The following is an 18,042-nucleotide window of genomic DNA, read 5'->3' as shown; positions in this document are numbered from 1 at the left end:
GTCGTTGAGACTCAAAAGAATATTCCGGTCAATTCTCGCCATCGTCCTTCTTGTGGTCGGATATACCGAGGAGCTTTAATTTGCGATGCAATGCGGAGCGTTCCATACCGATAAACGAAGCCGTCCGTGACACGTTCCCGGAAAATCTGCGGATCTGAACGCGTAGATATTCGCGTTCGAAAGTCTCGCGTGCCTCGCGCAGAGGGGAGCCCATCAGATTGGTGATCGCAGTGCCCGAATTGCCGTCCTCGCCCATCACTTCGGGCGGCAGCATGTCGAGCTCGATCGTGTCGCGCCGTCCGACCGGCGACAGGATGATCGTGCGCTCGATCACGTTGCGCAACTGGCGGACATTGCCCGGCCATTCACAAGATTGCAGCGCGGCCATCGCTTCTTCGGTGATTTCTGGAGGGGCAATGCGCTGTTCGCTGGAGAAGCGTGCAACGAAATGGCGAACCAGTGAAGGGATGTCCTCGCGCCGCTCGGTCAGCGGCGGCAGATCGACCGGCACCACGTTGAGCCGGTAGAACAGATCCTCGCGGAAGCGCTTGGACTCGATCTCGGCGGCAAGATCGCGCGCGGTGGAGGAAACAAAACGCACATCAACCTTGACCGGACGGCTGCCGCCAACGCGGATAAAACTTTGATCGGTCAGCACTCGCAGAATCTTGCCTTGCGTAGTGAGCGGCATGTCGGCGACCTCGTCGATGAACAAGGTACCGCCATGCGCGCGCTCGAGCAGTCCGGCCTGCACCAACCTGCCCTCGCGCTCGATCCCGAACAATTCCTCCTCGACATGGTCCGGCGCCATGCGTGCGGCGCTGACCGTTACGAAAGCCGCCGTCGCTCGCGGGCTCCAACCGTGAAGCAGGCGGGCAGCGACTTCCTTGCCGACCCCGGCGGGACCGGTGATGAGCAGCCGACTGCCGGTTCCGGCAACACGTTTGAGCGTGGCGCGCACATTGTTGATCGTGCTCGAATTGCCCGTCAGCTCCTCCGCCTGACCAATCTTCTCCTTGAGAACCGCGTTCTCCTGCTTCAGCCGCTCGGTCTCGGTAGCGCGGTTGACCAAGTGGATCAGCCGTTCGGCTTCGAACGGCTTTTCGATAAAGTCGATCGCGCCGAGCCCCACCGCGGCGACCGCGGTGTCGATATTGCCATGTCCGGAAAAGACAATCACCGGCAAATCCGGGTCGCGATCCTTCACTTCCTTGAGGATTTCCAGCCCGTCCATCTTCGAACCGCGCAGCCAGACGTCCAGTAGCAGCAAAGCAGGACGCCGCGCATCGATGGCATCCATGGCGGCGTCGCTTCCGTCCGCCGTGCGGGTCTCAAAGCCTTCGTCGGAAAGGACGCCGGCCACCAGATCGCGAATGTCCTTTTCGTCATCGACGATCAATATATCGAGCGACATGGCTAGTTCTGGTCCTTTGGGCCGTCTTGATGATCACTTAGTTTCCCACCGCCCGGATTGCCGAGCAGCGCTGGGAAAAAGTGAAGGATGACGCAGGTGCCGCCCTGCGCGGAATCGACGAATTCGATTTCGCCGAAATGCTCCTCGACGATTTTCTTGACGATCGCCAGCCCAAGCCCGGTGCCGCTGGCGCGCGTGGTCACGTAGGGCTCGATGATACGCTCGCGATCCTCGGGTAGGCCGATGCCATTGTCGCCGATTTCGACGTGTATCTGCTCGCCTTGTTCGAAGATGCGCACGCCGACCTCGCCCTGCGAAAGATCGAAATGCTTATCGATACGCGCGCGCTCATCGATCGCCTCCACGGCATTCTTGATGATGTTGGTCAGCGCTTGGCCGATCTGACGGCGGTCACATACCAGTTCGACATCATGACCTGGCGCTTCGAGATCGAAGGCGATGGCGGGATGCGCGACTTCGTGCAAAAGCAGCGACTGCTTGACCATGTCCTGCAGGCTTTCGCGCCGGAACACAGGCTTGGGCATGCGCGCAAAGGCGGAGAACTCGTCGACAATGTTCCTGAGGTCGCCAACCTGCCGGATGATCGTTCCGGTAAGCTCGACGAACACATCGCCGTCCTGCGCGATATCCTTGCCGAACTTGCGTTTCAGTCGCTCGGCGGCCAGCTGGATCGGGGTCAGCGGGTTCTTGATCTCGTGCGCGATGCGGCGGGCGACATCGGCCCAGGCGGCGCGGCGCTGATCGACCAGCTGCTGGGTGATATCCTCGAACGTCAGCACCTTGGCGCCGGGCCGCACCGACAGATTGACCGCCAATGTGCGCGCATCGTCGCCGCCGCCGAACTGGATCACCGCGCGCTGCTCGCCGCCCGCGACCAGATCGGCCATCGCCGGTGACACGTCTCGCAACGGTCTGCCGATCAGGTCCTCCCCCTCGCCGCCCAGCAGCTGCTGCGCGATGCTGTTGGCCAGACGAATGCACCCGTCATCGCCCAGGCTGACGATGCCCGCGGTGACCGATTCGAGCACGGTCTCGATAAACGCGCGGCGCGCATCGAGCTGGCTGTTGGCGGTCAGCAGATCGCCGGTCTGGCCCTCCAGTCGCTCGGTCATCTGGTTGAACGAGCGCCGCAGGATTCCGATCTCGTCGGGCTGATCGTCGACGATGGGCACGCGGGTGGACAGCTTGCCATTGGCGACATTCTGCGCGGCATGAACCAGTTCGGACACGGGATAGACCAGCCGGTCGGCCACCAGCAGCGCGACCCAGACGGCCACGCCGATAATCAGCAGCGATATCAGAAACAAGGCAGCGTTGAACTGCAGCTGCAGGCGGCGCGAGCGCTCCGCCAGCGCGCGATAATCGTTGAGCACCTCCTGCGCGCGGTCGCCCATTGCGAAGCCCGCTGAGTTCACCGCGCGCACGGCATAGAGATAGAGCCCGGTTTCCGGAAAAATGGCCGTTGCCGATTCGATCTTGTCGGCGTCGGCCTGAACGACGACCGGCTCTCCGCTCCGGAGACTGCGCAATATCGTGGGCGAAAGCCATTGCGGATCGCCGCTGGTTTCCCCTTCCGACCCCGCGACGGCGGCGGTGCGCTGCTTGCCGTCCGCGCCGATCTGCACGATCACGGTCTGGTTGAACTTCCGCCCGATCGTCTGGACGATATAGGCGTCCTGGAATGCCGTCGATTGCAAGCTGGTCTGCCGCAAAACCGTGCGCAAGTCGCTCGCCATGGTCAGCGTCTCGTCGCGCACGTCGTTCAGTTTCTCGGCATAATAGCCTTTGGAAAGCGATACCGCGTTCTCGATCATGCCGCGCGCGGGGTCCGAAAACCAGAATTGCACCCCGCTCTGGAACAGGATCGAGGCGAAGATGACGACCAGCAGCGTCGGCACCGCGGCGATCAGCGAGAACAGCGCGACCAGCCGGACGTGCAGCCGCCCCTTGCTGCCGATCGAGGAACGTGCCGCGCGGCGCAGCGCCATGCGGCGCCCGGCGAGCACCAGGATCGCCGTCGCGGGAAGCAGGTTGGCGACCAGCAATACCGCCATGACCACCGGACTGAGCGGGACCTTGCCGGTGTCCTGCCCGGTCAGCACCCAATAGGTTACCGCGGCGGTCAGCATCATCGCAATGGCGCTGCCCCATTCCCAAACCGGAACCGCCCGGTCGCCGCCGACCAGCCGCGTCAGGCGCGAGAACAGGCTCGGTCCGCGATGACCGCCTTCGACGTCGAATGGGGGCATAGTAGTTGCCATCGGGACACAGTTAGCGGATCGGCGTGGCCGATTCACCACAAAAAAAGGCCGAAATAGCGGATTCGACGCCTGTCGCAAACGGTTGAACGCTCAAGCGGCCTTGGCGCGCTCCAGATAAGGCTCGTAGAATCGCGCGAGCATATCCCGGACCTTGGCCGGGTTCGGTTCCTGGTTCACCGCATTGCGCCACTCGGCCGACCCCGGCAGGCCCTTCACGTACCAGCCCAGATGCTTGCGGGCGCAGCGCGTTCCGACATCGTCGCCATAATGATCGAGCATGGCGCGGTAATGTTCGTTGATCAGCCGATATTGCTCGGCGATCGACGGATCCGGCAAGCGCGTGCCGTCGGCGAGCCAGCGCATCACCTGACCCAGCAGCCACGGCCTGCCATAAGCGCCGCGCCCGATCATCACGCCGTCCGCGCCGCTCTGATCGAGCGCGGTGTCCGCGTCTTCGATCGCGCAGATATCGCCATTTACGATCACCGGCAGCTTCACCGCCTGCTTGACCTTTGACACGAACGACCAGTCGGCGGTGCCCTTGTACATCTGGTTGCGCGTGCGGCCGTGCACGGTGATCAGCTTCGCGCCGACATCCTCGGCGATATGCGCCAGTTCGGGCGCGTTGAGGCTGTCGTGATCCCAGCCCATGCGCATCTTGACGGTGACCGGCACGCCCACCGCCTTGACCGTCGCCTCGATCAGCTTCGCGGCGAGCGGCAGGTCGCGCATCAGCGCCGACCCGGCATCGCCGTTCACGACCTTTTTCACGGGACAACCCATGTTGATGTCGATGATCGCCGCGCCGCGATCCTCGTTGAGCTTCGCGGCCTCGGCCATTACCTCGGGATCGCAGCCCGCCAGCTGCATCGACACCGGTTCCTCGACCGGATCCCACGCCGCTTTTTGCACCGACTGGAGCGTCTCGCGGATCATCGCCTGGCTGGCGATCATCTCGGTGACGTTCAAACCCGAACCATAGCGCCGCACCATGCGCCGGAAGGGCATGTCGGTGACGCCGGTCATCGGCGCCAGGATCACCGGCTGCGCGATTATGATGTCGCCGATCTGGATGGGCGAAAGCCGCATGGTCTGTAAGGTCCGATTGGTGGTGGAAGGGCTGCGGTCTTTCGCGCCGCGTGCCGATCCATTTAGCGTTAAACCGCTTGGCGGACAAGATCATGGGGCGCTAGAGGCTCCCGCTATGGCGCAAGACCTTCACGTCCTGATCGTCGCGGCGGGCAGCGGAAGCCGCGTCGGCGGCGACGTTCCCAAGCAATATCGGCGCCATCGCGGCAAGCCCCTGCTCCGCTGGAGCGTGGAAGGGTTCGCCCGCGATGAGCGCGTGACGTCGCTGACCGTGGCGATCGGCGAAGGCCAAATAGAGCGCGCCCGCGACGTGCTGGACGGTCTTGACATCGCATACGTCACCGGCGGGGCCACGCGGCGAGATAGCGTTCGGAGCGGACTAGAGCAATTGGCCGAAGCGGGCGCGTCGGGCTTCGTCTTCATCCACGACGCTGCCCGTGCTGATGTGCCGGATCACGTTACCGCCGCGTTGCTCGCAGCGCTCGAAAGCGCACCGGGCGCCATTCCCGCCCTGCCGGTACCCGACAGCATGATCCGGGCGGCGGACGGCGCGATCGTCGAGCGCGAGGCGCTGCGCCGCGTCCAGACCCCGCAAGCCTTTCACTTCGACGCCATCCTGGCCGCGCATCGCGACTGGCCGGATGGCCGCGAGGCCAGCGACGACGCGCAAATGCTCCGCGCGGCGGGCGGCGAAGTTGCGCTGGTGGCGGGCGACGAGCGCCTGAAAAAGGTGACGTTCGAAGAAGATTTCATAGACCAACGCGGGCTCCCTGCCCTACGCATCGGCACCGGTTACGACGTCCACCGGCTCGTCCGCGGCGAGGAGCTGTGGCTGTGCGGCGTCCAGATCGATCATGAATTCGGCCTTTCGGGCCATAGCGATGCAGATGTCGCGCTCCACGCGATCACCGACGCGGTGCTCGGCGCGATCGGCGCGGGCGACATCGGCAGCCATTTTCCGCCCGGCGACCCGCAATGGCGCGGCGCGCGCTCTGACCGCTTTCTTGCCCATGCGGTGAACCTGGCCACCGAAGCGAGTTACGGCATCGGCAATATCGACTGCACGATCATCTGCGAGGCGCCCAGGATCGGGCCGCTCCGCGAGGCAATGCGCCATAGCGTCGCGCGCATCATAGGTGCCGATCCGGCACGTATCAGTATCAAGGCGACGACCACCGAAGGACTGGGCTATACCGGTCGGCGCGAAGCGATTGCCGCGCAGGCCTGTGTCCTGCTCGAACAAAGGAACTGACATGGACGACTGCATCCTGCCCGCCGAAGTCTACGCGCTGGCCAAGCGGGTGGTGGAGGAAAACAGGGCGGCGGGCCGCACCGTCACCGTTGCCGAGAGCTGCACCGGCGGGCTGGTCGCCGGCGCGCTGACCGAAGTGCCGGGCAGCAGCGCGGTGTTCCACTGCGGCTTCAACACCTATTCGGACGATGCGAAGGTGCGCATGCTGAACGTCGCGCCCGATCTGATCGAGGTGTTCGGCGCGGTATCGATGGCGGTCGCTTGGAGCATGGCGCAGGGAGCGCTCGCGCAATGCGATGCGGACGTTGCGGTGGCGATCAGCGGTGTGGCCGGACCCGGAGGCGGAACCGAAAACAAGCCGGTCGGTACGGTCGTGTTCGCCAAGGCCGCGCGCGGCGACGATCCGGAGAATATCCACGCCGACCGCAAGGATTTCGGCGAGGACAAAAGCCGCGCCGAGATCCGGCTTCAGGCGGTGATCTGTGCGCTGGAGCTGCTGCTGCCGCCCGCATCGCCGTAAAGCGCCTCGGCGCGCGTCTCGAACGCACCGATCATCCGCATCAGGGCTTTCTCGAAAAACTGTCCGGCGAGGCTTTGGAACAGTCGGTTCCTGAACGCGAAATCGACCTCGAAGTGCACCAGGCAACCGCCCTCCCCGTCGCTGTCGAAACTCCAGTCGTTGCGCAGATATTGCAGCGGGCCTTCGATATATTCGACGTGGATTTTCAATTTGGGCGTCTTCACCACCTTCGACGTAAAGGTCTCGCGGATCGCCTTGAAGCCGACCACCATGTCGGCGATCGTCTCGCTCTCGTCCTCCTTGCGCACCCGCATCGCGAGGACCCAAGGCAGAAACTCCGGATAGCGCTTCACGTCCGCGACCAGATCGTACATCTGGCCGGGCGCGTAGGGCATGCGCCGCTTTTCGCTGTGACGCGGCATCAGCGCGCGGCCGCCCTGGCCAGCTTTTCCTCCCGCGCGCTGCGCATCCGCGCGAAATCGTCACCGGCATGGTAGCTGGAGCGCGTGAGCGGACTGGATGCGACCATGAGGAAGCCTTTCGCGCGCGCAATCGCCGCAAACGCGTCGAACGCCTTGGGCGTCACGAAATCGATCACCTCGGCATGTTTCGGGGTCGGCTGGAGATACTGGCCCATGGTCAGGAAGTCGACATCGGCCGAGCGCATGTCGTCCATCACCTGATGCACTTCCAGCCGCTGCTCGCCCAGCCCCAGCATGATGCCGGACTTGGTGAAGATCGCCGGATCATGCCGCTTGACCTCATCGAGCAGCCGTAGCGAGGCATAATAGCGCGCGCCGGGGCGGATCGTGGGATAGAGCCGCGGCACGGTTTCGAGGTTGTGGTTGTAGACGTCCGGGCCAGCGGCGACGATCTTCTCGATCGCCTGGCGGTGCTTGTTCCGAAAGTCGGGCGTCAGGATTTCGATCGTGGTGTCCGGCGTCTGATCGCGCAGTTCCCGGATCACGCGCACGAACTGGTCCGCGCCGCCATCCGGCAGATCGTCGCGGTCGACCGAGGTGATGACGATATGCGCCAGCCCCATCTTCGCCGCCGCCTCGGCGACATGCGCCGGCTCGGTCTTGTCGACGATGCGCGGCATGCCGGTCTTGACGTTGCAAAAGGCGCAGGCGCGGGTGCAGACATCGCCCAGGATCATCACCGTGGCGTGCTTCTTGGTCCAGCATTCGCCGATATTCGGGCAGGCGGCCTCTTCGCACACGGTGTTCAGGTTCAGATCGCGCATCAGCTTGCGCGTCTCGGCGAAACCCTTGCTGGTGGGCGCCTTGACGCGAATCCAGTCGGGCTTGCGCGCGCGCTGGCGCGGCTGCTCGGGAACGGGAAGCTTGGTCATATCGTTCATGGGGGCGAGATAGCGACGTCCACGCCCGCTTGCCACCCCCGACGCGCAAACTAAGAGACCGAACGCATGACCGACTTTTCCGAACTCGTCCAAGGCTATCACCGTTTCCGGAAGCAAGGCTGGGAAGGGCAACGCGAACGCTGGAGCGAACTGACCGAAGGCCAGTCGCCGAAAGTGATGGTGATCGCCTGCTCGGACAGCCGCGTCGATCCCGCGATCATCTTCGACAGCGATCCGGGCGAGATTTTCGTCGTGCGCAACGTCGCCGCGCTGGTGCCGCCGTTCGAGACCACGCCGGGCCGGCACGGCGTCTCGGCCGCGCTGGAGTTCGCAGTACAGTTCCTTCAGGTGCCGGAAATCCTGGTGCTGGGTCACGGCCGCTGCGGCGGCTGCGAAGCGGCGCTGACCGCGGCGATGAAGAACGCGCCGCGCGGCCAGGGCGGGTTCGTCGCCGACTGGATCGAAATGCTCGATGAGGCACGCGAGCGCATCGTGGCAGCGCATGGCGATCACGGTCGCCCGGCGCTGCGCGCGATGGAGCAGGAGGCGGTGCGGGTCAGCCTCGCCAACCTGCGCACCTTTCCGTGCATCATCGACAAGGAAGCGAGCGGCGACGTTCGGCTGCACGGCGCCCACTTCGCCATCGCGGACGGTATCCTTTATGTGCTCGACGAGGAAACCGACCGCTTCGAACCGGCGGCATGAGCGACGGGCTTCCGTAGCCCGCCGGGGGTGGACATGGGCCGCGCGATCCTTATCCAGGCGCGCATGGCAACCGGCACCTTAATCTCGCTCGCCCTCTACTTCATCCTGATGATCGCGATCGGGCTCTACGCCTGGCGCAAATCGACCGGGGACAGCGAGGGCTATCTGCTCGGTGGACGCCAGCTCACGCCTGCCGTGGCCGCGCTGTCGGCCGGCGCCTCGGACATGAGCGGCTGGCTGCTGCTGGGCCTGCCCGGCGCGCTCTACGCCACCGGACTGGTCGAGGCATGGATCGGCATCGGCCTGTTCATCGGCGCCTTCGCCAACTGGATCCTCGTCGCGCCGCGGCTGCGCCGGCAGACCGCCGATCTCGACGACAGCCTGACCATCCCCGAATTTCTCTCGCGCCGTTTCCCCAGCAAGGCGCTGCCGCTCCGTACGATCTCCGCCCTCATCATCGTGGTCTTCTTCGCGGTCTATACCGCGGCGGGGCTCGTCGGTGGCGGCAAGCTGTTCGCGACCAGCTTCGCCGGGCTCTTCGGATCGCTGCCGCAGGAGATGGGCGGCAGCGACTACAGCTTCGGCATCTGGATCACCGCGGGCGTCGTGCTCGCCTATACCATGGTCGGCGGCTTCCTGGCGGTCAGCCTGACCGACTTCGTGCAGGGCTGCATCATGGTCGTCGCGCTCGTGCTGATGCCGGTCGTCGCGACGATGGGCGAAGGCGGCATCGGCCCGATGGCGCGCGAGGTGACCGCGCTCGACCCCGACTTCCTCAGCCTGTTCGCCGGGCTCAGCGTCATCGGCTTCCTGTCCGCGGTCACCTGGGGCCTCGGCTATTTCGGCCAGCCGCACATCATCGTGCGCTTCATGGCGATCCGTTCGGTCGAGGAGGTGCCCAAGGCGCGCAGCATCGGCATGACCTGGATGGGCGTGGCGCTGCTCGGTTCGATCGGCGTCGGCATCGCCGGCCGCGCCTTCATCGAGCGCAACGGCCTGCCCCTGGAAGACCCTGAGACGATCTTCATCGTGCTCGCCGATCTGCTGTTCAGTCCGCTGATCACCGGCTTCCTGCTCGCCGCCCTGCTGGCCGCGATCATGAGCACCATCTCCTCGCAGCTCCTCGTCGCCTCCAGTTCGCTGACCGAGGACTTCTACCGCCTGTTCATCCGCAAGACCGCCAGCGAGCGCGAGATGGTCAACGTCGGCCGCCTCTGCGTGCTGCTCGTGGCGCTGGTCGCGGGCGTCATCGCGCTCGATCCGGAGAGCGAGGTGCTGGGGCTCGTCTCGAACGCCTGGGCCGGCTTCGGCGCCGCGTTCGGCCCGCTGATCCTGCTATCGCTGATGTGGCGGCGCATGACCGGCGCGGGCGCGGTGGCGGGGCTCGTCACCGGCGCCGTCGTGGTGATCGCCTGGATCGCACTCGGCTGGAACGCCGAGTTTCTTGGCGGCGAAGGCATTTACGAGATCATTCCAGGCTTCATCGCGGCGATGGCGGCGATCGTGGGCGTGAGCCTCGCCACCTCGCCCGCCGCGGACCGCAGACCGGACGAGCCCCTTTCCGCCGCCCAAGCGGGTTGATCTCGCGGCCCGCAGCGTCCAAGCCCCGCGCATGACCGAAGGCAATCGCAACACCGCGCTCCTCATCGACGCCGACAACGCGTCCCATGCCGGCATCGACGCCGTGCTCACCGTGATGGCCGAACTGGGCGAGGTCAACATCCGGCGTGCCTACGGCAACTGGCGCAAGCAGGCGCTGAAGGGCTGGGTCGACAAGCTCCACGTCTACGGCATCGAGCCGCAGCAGCAGTTCGACATGACCAAGGGCAAGAACGCCACCGACATGAAGATGACCATCGACGCGATGGACATGCTGTTTTCCGGCCGGGTCAACGGCTTCGGCATCATGAGCTCGGACAGCGACTTCATGCCGCTGGCCATGCGCATCCGCCAGGACGGCTTCCCGGTCTATGGCTTCGGTTCGGCCAAGACGCCCGAAGCGTTCAAGGCCGCGTGTAGCCGCTTCATCGACGTCGATGCGCTGGTCCGCGGCGAAAAGTCCGCCAAGAGCGGCGAGGCCAAGGCCAGCAACGGCAATGGCGAGCGCCGTTCCGTCGACGACAAGCTCATCGCGCTGCTGGTCGATGCCTACAACGCCAGCGATCGCGACGAGCGGGGCTATGCCAGCCTGTCGCAGGTCGGCCAGCGCGCGGGCAACCGGTCGAGCTTCGACGTGCGCAACTACGGCTTCTCGCGGCTCAGCGACCTGTTCGAAACGGTGCCCAATTTCCAGACCGAGCGCCGCGAGGACGGCCAGCTCTGGGTCAAGCGGATGCGCTGAGCAGCGCGCCAGCTTCACACTGCTTCACACAGTCCAGGGGGAGAAACACGGGGCCATCCCGGATCGACCGCAGAACCCCGGTTTTCGGCGGTGAACGACACGGCGGCGGGCGGCTATGGGCCGAGCCAGCTTCACACGCTTCACACTGTCCAGAGGCAGAAACAGCGCGATGCTCGCGGGGTCGGCTTCACACTGCTTCACACTGCTTCACACTGTCCAGAGCGAAAAAGTGCGAGGGCGGCCAACGGATTTTTTCCGGCGCGTTTCGGCTGATAAATCGCGACGGGCGGAGATCGACGGTATCAAAGAGCGAATCGCGCTTTAGCTGATCCTTACCCTTGTAGGAAAATGAAAAAATGACGGGAACCGACGAAAATATCGTGGCGCGCCGCCTGACCGTCCACGGCCGCGTCCAGGGCGTGTTCTACCGCAACTGGACCTTGGCCGCCGCGCGCGACCTGGGGCTGACCGGTTGGGTGCGCAATCGCGACGACGGCACGGTGGAGGTGCATGTCGAGGGCGAGGCGGCGGCGATCGAGCGGCTGGTGGCGCTGGCGCATGACGGGCCTCCTGCTGCGGATGTGGCACGGATCGAGAGCGAGGAGGTGGGTGCCCAAGGCTTCGACAACTTCGACAAGCGGCAGTGAGACGATTTTCCCTTTGCCCAACTCTGTGATATAATCTGCATATGAACATTCACACTTCAGTAGCGGAGCGCAAACGCTTGAAGTTGAAGGTCGATGACTTTCTGCTGCTGAAGCGTGAGGGGATGTTCAGCGACTATATCAAGTCGGAGCTTCTCGACGGTGAACTTTTCGGTAATCGCCGGGTCGAAGACGAAAGCTTGCAGACCGATGCCATCGAGCGGATCAAACTTAACATCGAGGATTATGAGCTGCTCGCTCGCGACGGCTCGATTGGTCGAGGGTCAAGGACGGAGTTGATCGATGGCGAGGTTTATTCGTTGAGCCCGCAATATCGGCCGCACGGCTTCATGAAGGATGAACTCGCATACCGCCTCCGACGCGCAATAGAGGATTTGGGATCGCCGCTTCACGTCGCGACGGAGCAGTCGATGGCAGCCGGGCGGTTCAGCGAACCGCAACCGGACATCATGCTGACCAGCGAGCCGCGCGGTGAGGGTCCCATTCCCTCCTCTTCCGTCGCGCTGGTCTGCGAAATCTCTGACAGCACGGTAGCTTTCGATCTCGGTGAGAAAGCCGGACTCTATTCTGGCGCAAACATCCCGGAATATTGGGTAGTGGACCTAAACGGCGACACGCTCCATCAATTCTGGGCTCCGGGCGTGGACGGATATGCCGAACGGCGCGAGGTGGCGCTGGGTGAGCCTATGGAGGCTGTGACAATAAACGGTTTGGCGGTGGTGACGGGAGATATCTGAGCCGGAGTAGAGTCTATCTGAGTTCTGCATTAACTGACCGCCTGGTTGAGACAATAACGTCATTCCGGGCTTGACCCGGAATCTAGGATATCTGCTAAACAAGATCAGTGCCACTGTGCCCTGGATCCCGGATCAAGTCCGGGATGACGTAGATGTTCTGTTTGTGCTATCGGGCACCGCATGGAGAAGCAGCCGCGCGTTTATATCATGGCCAGTCGGCGCAACGGCACAACCTATACCGGCGTTACCTCCAATCGTGCGCGAGAAGCGGATCAAAGGTTGGCGGAGGCCTTGGAAACTGGCGTTGATCGAGGAGGCCAATCCGCGCTGGCGCGATCTGGCGGAGGATTTGTGGTTCGAGCCGCTGGGTTGAATACGTATCCCTACCTACAACAACGACGTCATTCCGGGCTTGACCCGGAATCCAGGGCGGCATGGCACTTCCGCTGGGCCCTGGATCCCGGATCAAGTCCGGGATGGCGTTGGTTTGTTCTTTGCAGTTGTTATCCGATTTCGTCGGTTGTGCTTTCTTGCTATGTGACCGCACATGGAAAAGCAGCCGTGCGTCTACATCATGACCAGTCAGCGCAACGGCACGATCTATACCGGCGTCACCTCCAACCTAATGGTCCGCGTTCACCAGCATCGCGAAGGTATTTTCGAGGGCTTTTCGAAGCGCTATGATGCCAAGCGCCTGGTCTGGTTCGAGGTTCACGGAGAAATGGAACCGGCCATCGTCCGCGAAAAAAGGATCAAGGGCTGGCGCAGACCATGGAAGCTGGCGCTGATCGAGGAGGAGAACCCGCGCTGGCGCGATCTGGCGGAGGATTTTGGGTTCGAACCGCTCTCGTAGCGCCGCTTCCCCTCCCCACCAAAGCAACGTCATTCCGGGCTCGACCCGGAATCCAGGGCGGGATGGCACTGCCGCTGGGCCCTGGATCCCGGATCAAGTCCGGGATGACGGTAGTGTGGGTGGGCGCAGTGAGACAAGGTTGGACATAAGCACCTTTATGTTCCACCAAAGCAACGTCATTCCGGGCTCGACCCGGAATCCAGGGCGAGATGGCACTTCGGCTGGGCCATGGACCCCGGATCAAGTCCGGAATGACGGTTATGGAAAGTAGTGCGACCGCCTACCGCGTCAGCTTCTTGTAGCTCATCCGGTGCGGGCGGTCCGCTTCGTCGCCCAGGCGCCGCCGTTTGTCCTCTTCATAGCTTTCGAAATTGCCCTCGAACCATTCGACATGGCTGTCGCCTTCGAACGCCAGGATGTGCGTGGCGAGCCGGTCGAGGAAGAAGCGATCATGGCTGATGATCACGGCGCAGCCGGCGAAGCTTTCCAGCGCCTCTTCCAGCGCGGACAGCGTTTCGGTGTCGAGATCGTTGGTCGGCTCGTCGAGCAGCAGGACGTTGCCGCCCTGTTTCAGCATCTTGGCCATGTGCACGCGGTTGCGTTCGCCGCCCGATAGCTTGCCGACCTTTTTTTGCTGATCGCCGCCCTTGAAGTTGAACGCGCCGACATAGGCGCGGGTCGCCATCTCGTGCTTGCCGAGCTTCATATAATCATGCCCGCCCGAGATTTCCTCCCAGACGTTTTTCGCGGGATCGAGGTGGTCGCGGCTCTGGTCGACATAGCCCAGATGCACGGTGTCGCCGATCTCGATCGCGCCGGTGTCGGGCTGCTCCTTGCCGGTGATCAGCTTGAACAAGGTGGTCTTGCCCGCGCCGTTCGGTCCGATCACGCCGACGATGCCGCCGGGCGGCAGCGAAAAGGTCAGGTTTTCGAACAGCAATTTGTCGCCGAACGCCTTGGTCAGGCCGTCGGCCTCGATCACCTTGCCGCCGAGGCGCTCGGGCGTCTGGATCAGGATCTGCGCCTTGCCCGGCGCGCGGTTTTCCTGCGCTTCGACCAGTTCGTCGAACGCGCGGATACGCGCCTTGCTCTTGGTCTGGCGCGCCTTTGGGCTCTGCCGGATCCAGGCGAGTTCGTCGGTGATCGCCTTTTGCCGCCCCTTGTCCTCGCGCGATTCCTGCTCGAGCCGCTTGGCCTTTTTCTCCAGATAGGTGGAGTAATTGCCCTCATAGACGAAGTAGCGCGAGCGATCGAGCTCGAGGATCCAGTTGACCACATTGTCGAGGAAATAGCGGTCATGGGTGACGAGGATGACGTTGCCCTTGTAATCGACGAGATGCTTTTCGAGCCAGGCGACGCTTTCCGCATCGAGATGGTTGGTCGGCTCGTCGAGCAGCAGGATATCGGGCTTTTCCAAGAGCAACCGCGTCAGCGCCACGCGGCGCTTCTCGCCGCCCGACAGATTGGTGACCGAAGAATCGCCGGGCGGGCAGCGCAGCGCGTCCATCGCCAGTTCGAGATGGCTGTCGAGCGCCCAGCCGTCGACCGCGTCGATCTTTTCCTGCAACGTGCCCATCTCCTCCATCAGCGCGTCGAAATCCGCGTCTTCCGGCGGATCGCCCATCAGGGTGCTGATGGCGTTGAAGCGGTCGACCAGGTCCGCCACCGGGCGCACGCCGTCCATGACGTTCTCTTTCACCGTCTTGCTCTCGTCGAGCTCGGGCTCCTGCGCCAGATAACCGACGGTGATGTTCTCGCCCGGCCACGCCTCGCCTGTATATTCCTTGTCCATGCCGGCCATGATCTTCATCAGCGTGGACTTGCCGGTGCCGTTGGGGCCGACGATGCCGATCTTGGCGTCCTGATAGAATTGCAGGTTGATGCCGGAGAGCGTGGGCTTGGGCGCCCCGGGAAAGGTCTTCGTCAGGTTCTTCATCACGAAGCTGTACTGGGCGGCCATAATATTGCTTTCTTGGTTCGTCATTCCAGCAAAAGCTGGAATCTCGGGCGATCCGGAAATTCGATCTGGCCGGAGATCCCAGCTTTCGCTGGGATGACGATGGTGGAATGAGTTGAGTGCCAAGTAGCGATCCACCGACCCGGCATCAACCATCCTTGGCAAGCGGCGCGCGGGCCGATAAGCCCTGCATCCATGATCAGACATACAGCTCTCGCCGCCCTTCTCCTCGCCACCGCCGCGCCGGCCTTCGCGCAAGCGGACATGCGCAACCTAACGCCGATGCAGCAGGAAGCGATGGACGACAATCTCGCCTATGCGATCACCGAGGGGCTGGTCACCGAAGTCGGCCACCGCATGGCCGGAACCGAGGACGAGGCGCGCGCGCGGGCCTGGGCCGAAAAAAAGCTGACCGAGTTGGGCTTCGCCAACGTCCGCATCGAAACCTACCGGATGCCGACCTGGGTGCGCGGCAAGGAAACCGCCGAGGTGCTCTCGCCCGCGCCGCAGGACATGCATATCGCCGCGCTCGGCACCAGCGGATCGACCGGCGACGCGGGCATCGAGGGCGAGATCGCCTATTTCCCCAGCCTGTCGCGCCTCATGGCCGCGCCCGCGGGCAGCCTCACCGGCAAGATCGCGTTCGTGACGCACGACATGCGCGCGACGCAGGACGGATCGGGCTATGGCTTTGCCGGACCGGTGCGCTGGCGCGGCCCCAATTTCGCGGCAAGGGCGGGCGCTTCGGCGATCGTGATTCGATCGGTCGGCACCGATCATCATCGCAACCCGCACACCGGCGGCACCACGTTCGACGAGGGCGTGAAGCATATTCCGGCGGGCGCGATCAGCAATCCCGACGCCGATACGCTGGAGCGGCTGGTCGCGCTGGGCCGGCCGGTGCGGATGAAACTGGTGCTGACGCCGAAAGATCTGGGCATGCGGGAAAGCGGCAATGTCATCGCCGAGGTGCCGGGCGCGGACCCCGGCCTGCCGCCGATCGTCATCGCCTGCCATCTCGACAGCTGGGACCTCTCGCCGTCGGCGATCGACGATGCCGCAGGCTGCGGAATCATCACCGCGGCGGCCAAGCGGGTGATGGCCATGGGGCAGCCGCGCCGCACCATCCGCCTGCTCTGGGCGGGCGCGGAAGAAGTCGGCGGGTTCGGCGGCGAGGCTTATGGCAAGAAATATGGAGACCAGCCCCACGCCTTGGCGATGGAATCGGATTTCGGCGCGGACCGCGTATGGAAGGTCGATTTCAACCTGGCCGACGAAGCGCTGAAGGAGGAGATGACGCTGGCGCTCGCGCCGCTGGGCATCGAGCGCGGCGATGCCAGCGCGCATGGCGGCACCGATGTCGACGCGATCATCGCGGCGGCAAAGCCCGCGGTGATCGATCTGGCGCAAGACGGCACGCGCTATTTCGACCTGCACCACACCCCCGACGACACGCTCGACAAGGTCGATCCCGCGCAGATCGCGCAGAATGTCGCCGCGTGGACCACCGTGCTGCAGATCGCCGCCAATCATGACGGCGCGATCGTGGCCGGCGAAGAAAGCCATGCGGAAGGGCAGTGAGCGGTGCGGAGCTTGTGCCTGATAGCGCTGGCGCTGCTCGCCGCCTGTAGCGAAAAGGCCGCCGACCCCGATCTCAGCGGTCCCGATCCGAACGAAGAGGCCCGGATCGAGGCCCAGGCCCGGACGCTGGACGAAGCCGCCGACGAGGCGGCGCGCATCGTCGAAGAGGACAGCGCCAAGGCGATTTCGGAGCACCGCGCCGAAACCGCCGCCGCGATCTATGCGGGGCAGCAAGCGGATGGCGACGGAATTCGGCAGCCGGACGATCGGCCATAACCGCCGGTTCGTTTCGGCGAAGCACAGCCTCGATTCGACCAACGCGTTTCCCATCCGCGGGCCATGCAGGCATATTGTCCCCGACAAAAAATCAGGGGACCATCATGCTCGAACTCACCGGCGTCAGCCATGTCTATCCGGGCGGAACGCGCGCGCTCGACGATGTGACTCTATCGATCCCGCGCGGCATGTACGGGCTGCTCGGCCCCAATGGGGCGGGCAAGTCCACCTTGATGCGCACCATCGCCACGCTGCAGGCGCCGACCGAGGGCAGCATCCGCTTCGGCGACATCGACGTGCTCGCCGAGCCCGAGAAGCTGTGCGAGACGCTGGGCTATCTGCCGCAGGATTTCGGCGTCTATCCGCGCGTCTCCGCCTATCAGATGCTCGATCATATGGCGGTGCTGAAAGGGATCAGCGGCAAAGCGGACCGTAAGGCGGTGGTCGAGACGCTGCTCGAGCAGACCAACCTGTGGGGCGTGCGCGGCAAGGCCATCGCGGGCTTTTCCGGCGGTATGCGCCAGCGCTTCGGCATCGCCCAGGCGCTGATCGGCAATCCCGAACTGATCATCGTCGATGAGCCGACCGCCGGGCTCGACCCGGAAGAGCGCAACCGCTTCCTCAACCTGCTCGCCGGGATCGGCGAGAATGTGGTGGTTATCCTCTCGACCCATATCGTCGACGACGTCGCCGATCTGTGCCCGCGCATGGCGGTGCTGGCGGGCGGCCGCGTGCAGCTGGAAGGCGCGCCGCGCGAGTTGATCGAATCGACCCGTGGCCGCGTGTGGCAGCGCACCATCGATCACGATCGGCTCGACGATTATAAAGCCTCGCACGAAATCATCTCGCACCGCTTCTTCGCCGGCCGCATCATCGTCCACGTGCTGAGCGATGAACGGCCGGAGGGCTTCGAGGCCGTGCAGGGTGGGCTGGAGGACGTCTATTTCACCACTCTCGCCGACGCGCGCCGCCCCGCTGCCGCCGCTCAAGCCGCCTGATCGGACGCG

General features: G+C 64.1%; 17 protein-coding genes. 11 read left to right on the top strand and 6 right to left on the bottom strand.

Annotation, left to right across the window (positions count from 1 at the left end):
* Positions 1-28 precede the first annotated feature (28 nt).
* The 3 genes from ACOQPC_RS08075 to dusB form a co-directional block, all read right to left on the bottom strand.
* Positions 29-1,414 carry a sigma-54-dependent transcriptional regulator gene (locus ACOQPC_RS08075; protein ID WP_420605235.1) on the bottom strand — a complete coding sequence of 462 codons (1,386 nt, stop codon included), beginning with the start codon at positions 1,412-1,414 and terminating at the stop codon, positions 29-31.
* 2 nt (positions 1,415-1,416) lie between these two features.
* Positions 1,417-3,684 carry an ATP-binding protein gene (locus ACOQPC_RS08070; protein WP_420605234.1) on the bottom strand — a complete coding sequence of 756 codons (2,268 nt, stop codon included), beginning with the start codon at positions 3,682-3,684 and terminating at the stop codon, positions 1,417-1,419.
* Positions 3,685-3,786: 102 nt separating this feature from the next.
* A complete protein-coding gene (gene dusB, locus ACOQPC_RS08065; RefSeq protein ID WP_420605233.1) occupies positions 3,787-4,785 on the bottom strand; it encodes a tRNA dihydrouridine synthase DusB in 999 nt (332 codons plus the stop codon).
* A gap of 115 nt (positions 4,786-4,900) precedes the next feature.
* Here dusB and ACOQPC_RS08060 point away from each other — a divergent pair, with 115 nt between their 5' ends.
* Both ACOQPC_RS08060 and ACOQPC_RS08055 read left to right on the top strand, forming a co-directional pair.
* Positions 4,901-6,037: a bifunctional 2-C-methyl-D-erythritol 4-phosphate cytidylyltransferase/2-C-methyl-D-erythritol 2,4-cyclodiphosphate synthase gene (locus tag ACOQPC_RS08060; RefSeq protein WP_420605232.1), complete on the top strand. Its 1,137-nt coding sequence runs from the start codon at positions 4,901-4,903 to the stop codon at positions 6,035-6,037.
* Between the two features lies 1 nt (position 6,038).
* Positions 6,039-6,557 carry a CinA family protein gene (locus tag ACOQPC_RS08055; protein WP_420605231.1) on the top strand — a complete coding sequence of 173 codons (519 nt, stop codon included), beginning with the start codon at positions 6,039-6,041 and terminating at the stop codon, positions 6,555-6,557.
* Here the strand turns inward: ACOQPC_RS08055 and ACOQPC_RS08050 are convergent.
* Positions 6,506-6,979, bottom strand: coding sequence for a type II toxin-antitoxin system RatA family toxin (locus ACOQPC_RS08050; protein WP_420605230.1), 474 nt, complete (start codon positions 6,977-6,979; stop codon positions 6,506-6,508). The two genes, ACOQPC_RS08055 and ACOQPC_RS08050, sit on opposite strands and share 52 nt — an antisense overlap.
* Entirely contained in the window at positions 6,979-7,911 is a 933-nt protein-coding gene (gene lipA, locus ACOQPC_RS08045; RefSeq protein ID WP_420605229.1) for a lipoyl synthase, read from the bottom strand. The genes ACOQPC_RS08050 and lipA overlap by 1 nt, the downstream gene beginning before the upstream one ends.
* A gap of 75 nt (positions 7,912-7,986) precedes the next feature.
* Between lipA and ACOQPC_RS08040 the strand changes: the two genes are divergently transcribed.
* The 6 genes from ACOQPC_RS08040 to ACOQPC_RS08015 all read left to right on the top strand — a co-directional run bounded on the left by ACOQPC_RS08040 (position 7,987) and on the right by ACOQPC_RS08015 (position 13,221).
* Positions 7,987-8,625 (top strand): carbonic anhydrase, encoded by a 639-nt coding sequence (locus ACOQPC_RS08040; protein ID WP_420605228.1) that lies wholly within the window; start codon positions 7,987-7,989, stop codon positions 8,623-8,625.
* 63 nt (positions 8,626-8,688) lie between these two features.
* Positions 8,689-10,206, top strand: a complete 1,518-nt coding sequence (gene putP / locus ACOQPC_RS08035; protein ID WP_420608100.1) for a sodium/proline symporter PutP — start codon at positions 8,689-8,691, stop codon at positions 10,204-10,206.
* Positions 10,207-10,237: 31 nt separating this feature from the next.
* On the top strand, positions 10,238-10,966 hold the full coding sequence (locus ACOQPC_RS08030; RefSeq protein ID WP_420605227.1) for an NYN domain-containing protein: 729 nt from the start codon (positions 10,238-10,240) through the stop codon (positions 10,964-10,966).
* A 356-nt stretch (positions 10,967-11,322) separates the two neighbouring features.
* A complete protein-coding gene (locus tag ACOQPC_RS08025; protein WP_420605226.1) occupies positions 11,323-11,613 on the top strand; it encodes an acylphosphatase in 291 nt (96 codons plus the stop codon).
* Between the two features lie 41 nt (positions 11,614-11,654).
* Positions 11,655-12,368 carry a Uma2 family endonuclease gene (locus tag ACOQPC_RS08020; protein ID WP_420605225.1) on the top strand — a complete coding sequence of 238 codons (714 nt, stop codon included), beginning with the start codon at positions 11,655-11,657 and terminating at the stop codon, positions 12,366-12,368.
* A 547-nt stretch (positions 12,369-12,915) separates the two neighbouring features.
* Entirely contained in the window at positions 12,916-13,221 is a 306-nt protein-coding gene (locus ACOQPC_RS08015) for a GIY-YIG nuclease family protein (RefSeq protein ID WP_420605224.1), read from the top strand.
* 280 nt (positions 13,222-13,501) lie between these two features.
* On the opposite strand, the gene ettA is transcribed toward ACOQPC_RS08015, so the two are convergent.
* The gene (ettA, locus tag ACOQPC_RS08010; protein WP_420605223.1) at positions 13,502-15,181 is read right to left on the bottom strand and encodes an energy-dependent translational throttle protein EttA; all 1,680 of its coding nucleotides are present in this window, start codon (positions 15,179-15,181) and stop codon (positions 13,502-13,504) included.
* A gap of 192 nt (positions 15,182-15,373) precedes the next feature.
* Between ettA and ACOQPC_RS08005 the strand changes: the two genes are divergently transcribed.
* From ACOQPC_RS08005 to ACOQPC_RS07995, 3 genes are all read left to right on the top strand, one after another.
* The gene (locus ACOQPC_RS08005; RefSeq protein WP_420605222.1) at positions 15,374-16,759 is read left to right on the top strand and encodes a M28 family peptidase; all 1,386 of its coding nucleotides are present in this window, start codon (positions 15,374-15,376) and stop codon (positions 16,757-16,759) included.
* Positions 16,760-16,762: 3 nt separating this feature from the next.
* Entirely contained in the window at positions 16,763-17,035 is a 273-nt protein-coding gene (locus ACOQPC_RS08000) for a hypothetical protein (RefSeq protein WP_420605221.1), read from the top strand.
* A 104-nt stretch (positions 17,036-17,139) separates the two neighbouring features.
* Complete coding sequence (locus tag ACOQPC_RS07995; RefSeq protein ID WP_420605220.1) at positions 17,140-18,033, top strand: ABC transporter ATP-binding protein; 894 nt, start codon at positions 17,140-17,142, stop codon at positions 18,031-18,033.
* Positions 18,034-18,042: the final 9 nt, after the last annotated feature.

This window comes from Novosphingopyxis sp. (genome assembly GCF_965218915.1).
Classification (GTDB): domain Bacteria; phylum Pseudomonadota; class Alphaproteobacteria; order Sphingomonadales; family Sphingomonadaceae; genus Novosphingopyxis.
Note: the sequence above shows the minus strand (reverse complement) of the source record. Positions and strands in the feature narration are given on the sequence as shown.

Coding starts and splice junctions, on each gene's coding strand:
- ACOQPC_RS08075 (WP_420605235.1), bottom strand. CDS start 1,414: ATGTCGCTCGATATATTGATCGTCGATGACGAAAAGGACATTCGCGAT.
- ACOQPC_RS08070 (WP_420605234.1), bottom strand. CDS start 3,684: ATGCCCCCATTCGACGTCGAAGGCGGTCATCGCGGACCGAGCCTGTTC.
- dusB (WP_420605233.1), bottom strand. CDS start 4,785: ATGCGGCTTTCGCCCATCCAGATCGGCGACATCATAATCGCGCAGCCG.
- ACOQPC_RS08060 (WP_420605232.1), top strand. CDS start 4,901: ATGGCGCAAGACCTTCACGTCCTGATCGTCGCGGCGGGCAGCGGAAGC.
- ACOQPC_RS08055 (WP_420605231.1), top strand. CDS start 6,039: ATGGACGACTGCATCCTGCCCGCCGAAGTCTACGCGCTGGCCAAGCGG.
- ACOQPC_RS08050 (WP_420605230.1), bottom strand. CDS start 6,979: ATGCCGCGTCACAGCGAAAAGCGGCGCATGCCCTACGCGCCCGGCCAG.
- lipA (WP_420605229.1), bottom strand. CDS start 7,911: ATGACCAAGCTTCCCGTTCCCGAGCAGCCGCGCCAGCGCGCGCGCAAG.
- ACOQPC_RS08040 (WP_420605228.1), top strand. CDS start 7,987: ATGACCGACTTTTCCGAACTCGTCCAAGGCTATCACCGTTTCCGGAAG.
- putP (WP_420608100.1), top strand. CDS start 8,689: ATGGCAACCGGCACCTTAATCTCGCTCGCCCTCTACTTCATCCTGATG.
- ACOQPC_RS08030 (WP_420605227.1), top strand. CDS start 10,238: ATGACCGAAGGCAATCGCAACACCGCGCTCCTCATCGACGCCGACAAC.
- ACOQPC_RS08025 (WP_420605226.1), top strand. CDS start 11,323: ATGACGGGAACCGACGAAAATATCGTGGCGCGCCGCCTGACCGTCCAC.
- ACOQPC_RS08020 (WP_420605225.1), top strand. CDS start 11,655: ATGAACATTCACACTTCAGTAGCGGAGCGCAAACGCTTGAAGTTGAAG.
- ACOQPC_RS08015 (WP_420605224.1), top strand. CDS start 12,916: ATGGAAAAGCAGCCGTGCGTCTACATCATGACCAGTCAGCGCAACGGC.
- ettA (WP_420605223.1), bottom strand. CDS start 15,181: ATGGCCGCCCAGTACAGCTTCGTGATGAAGAACCTGACGAAGACCTTT.
- ACOQPC_RS08005 (WP_420605222.1), top strand. CDS start 15,374: ATGATCAGACATACAGCTCTCGCCGCCCTTCTCCTCGCCACCGCCGCG.
- ACOQPC_RS07995 (WP_420605220.1), top strand. CDS start 17,140: ATGCTCGAACTCACCGGCGTCAGCCATGTCTATCCGGGCGGAACGCGC.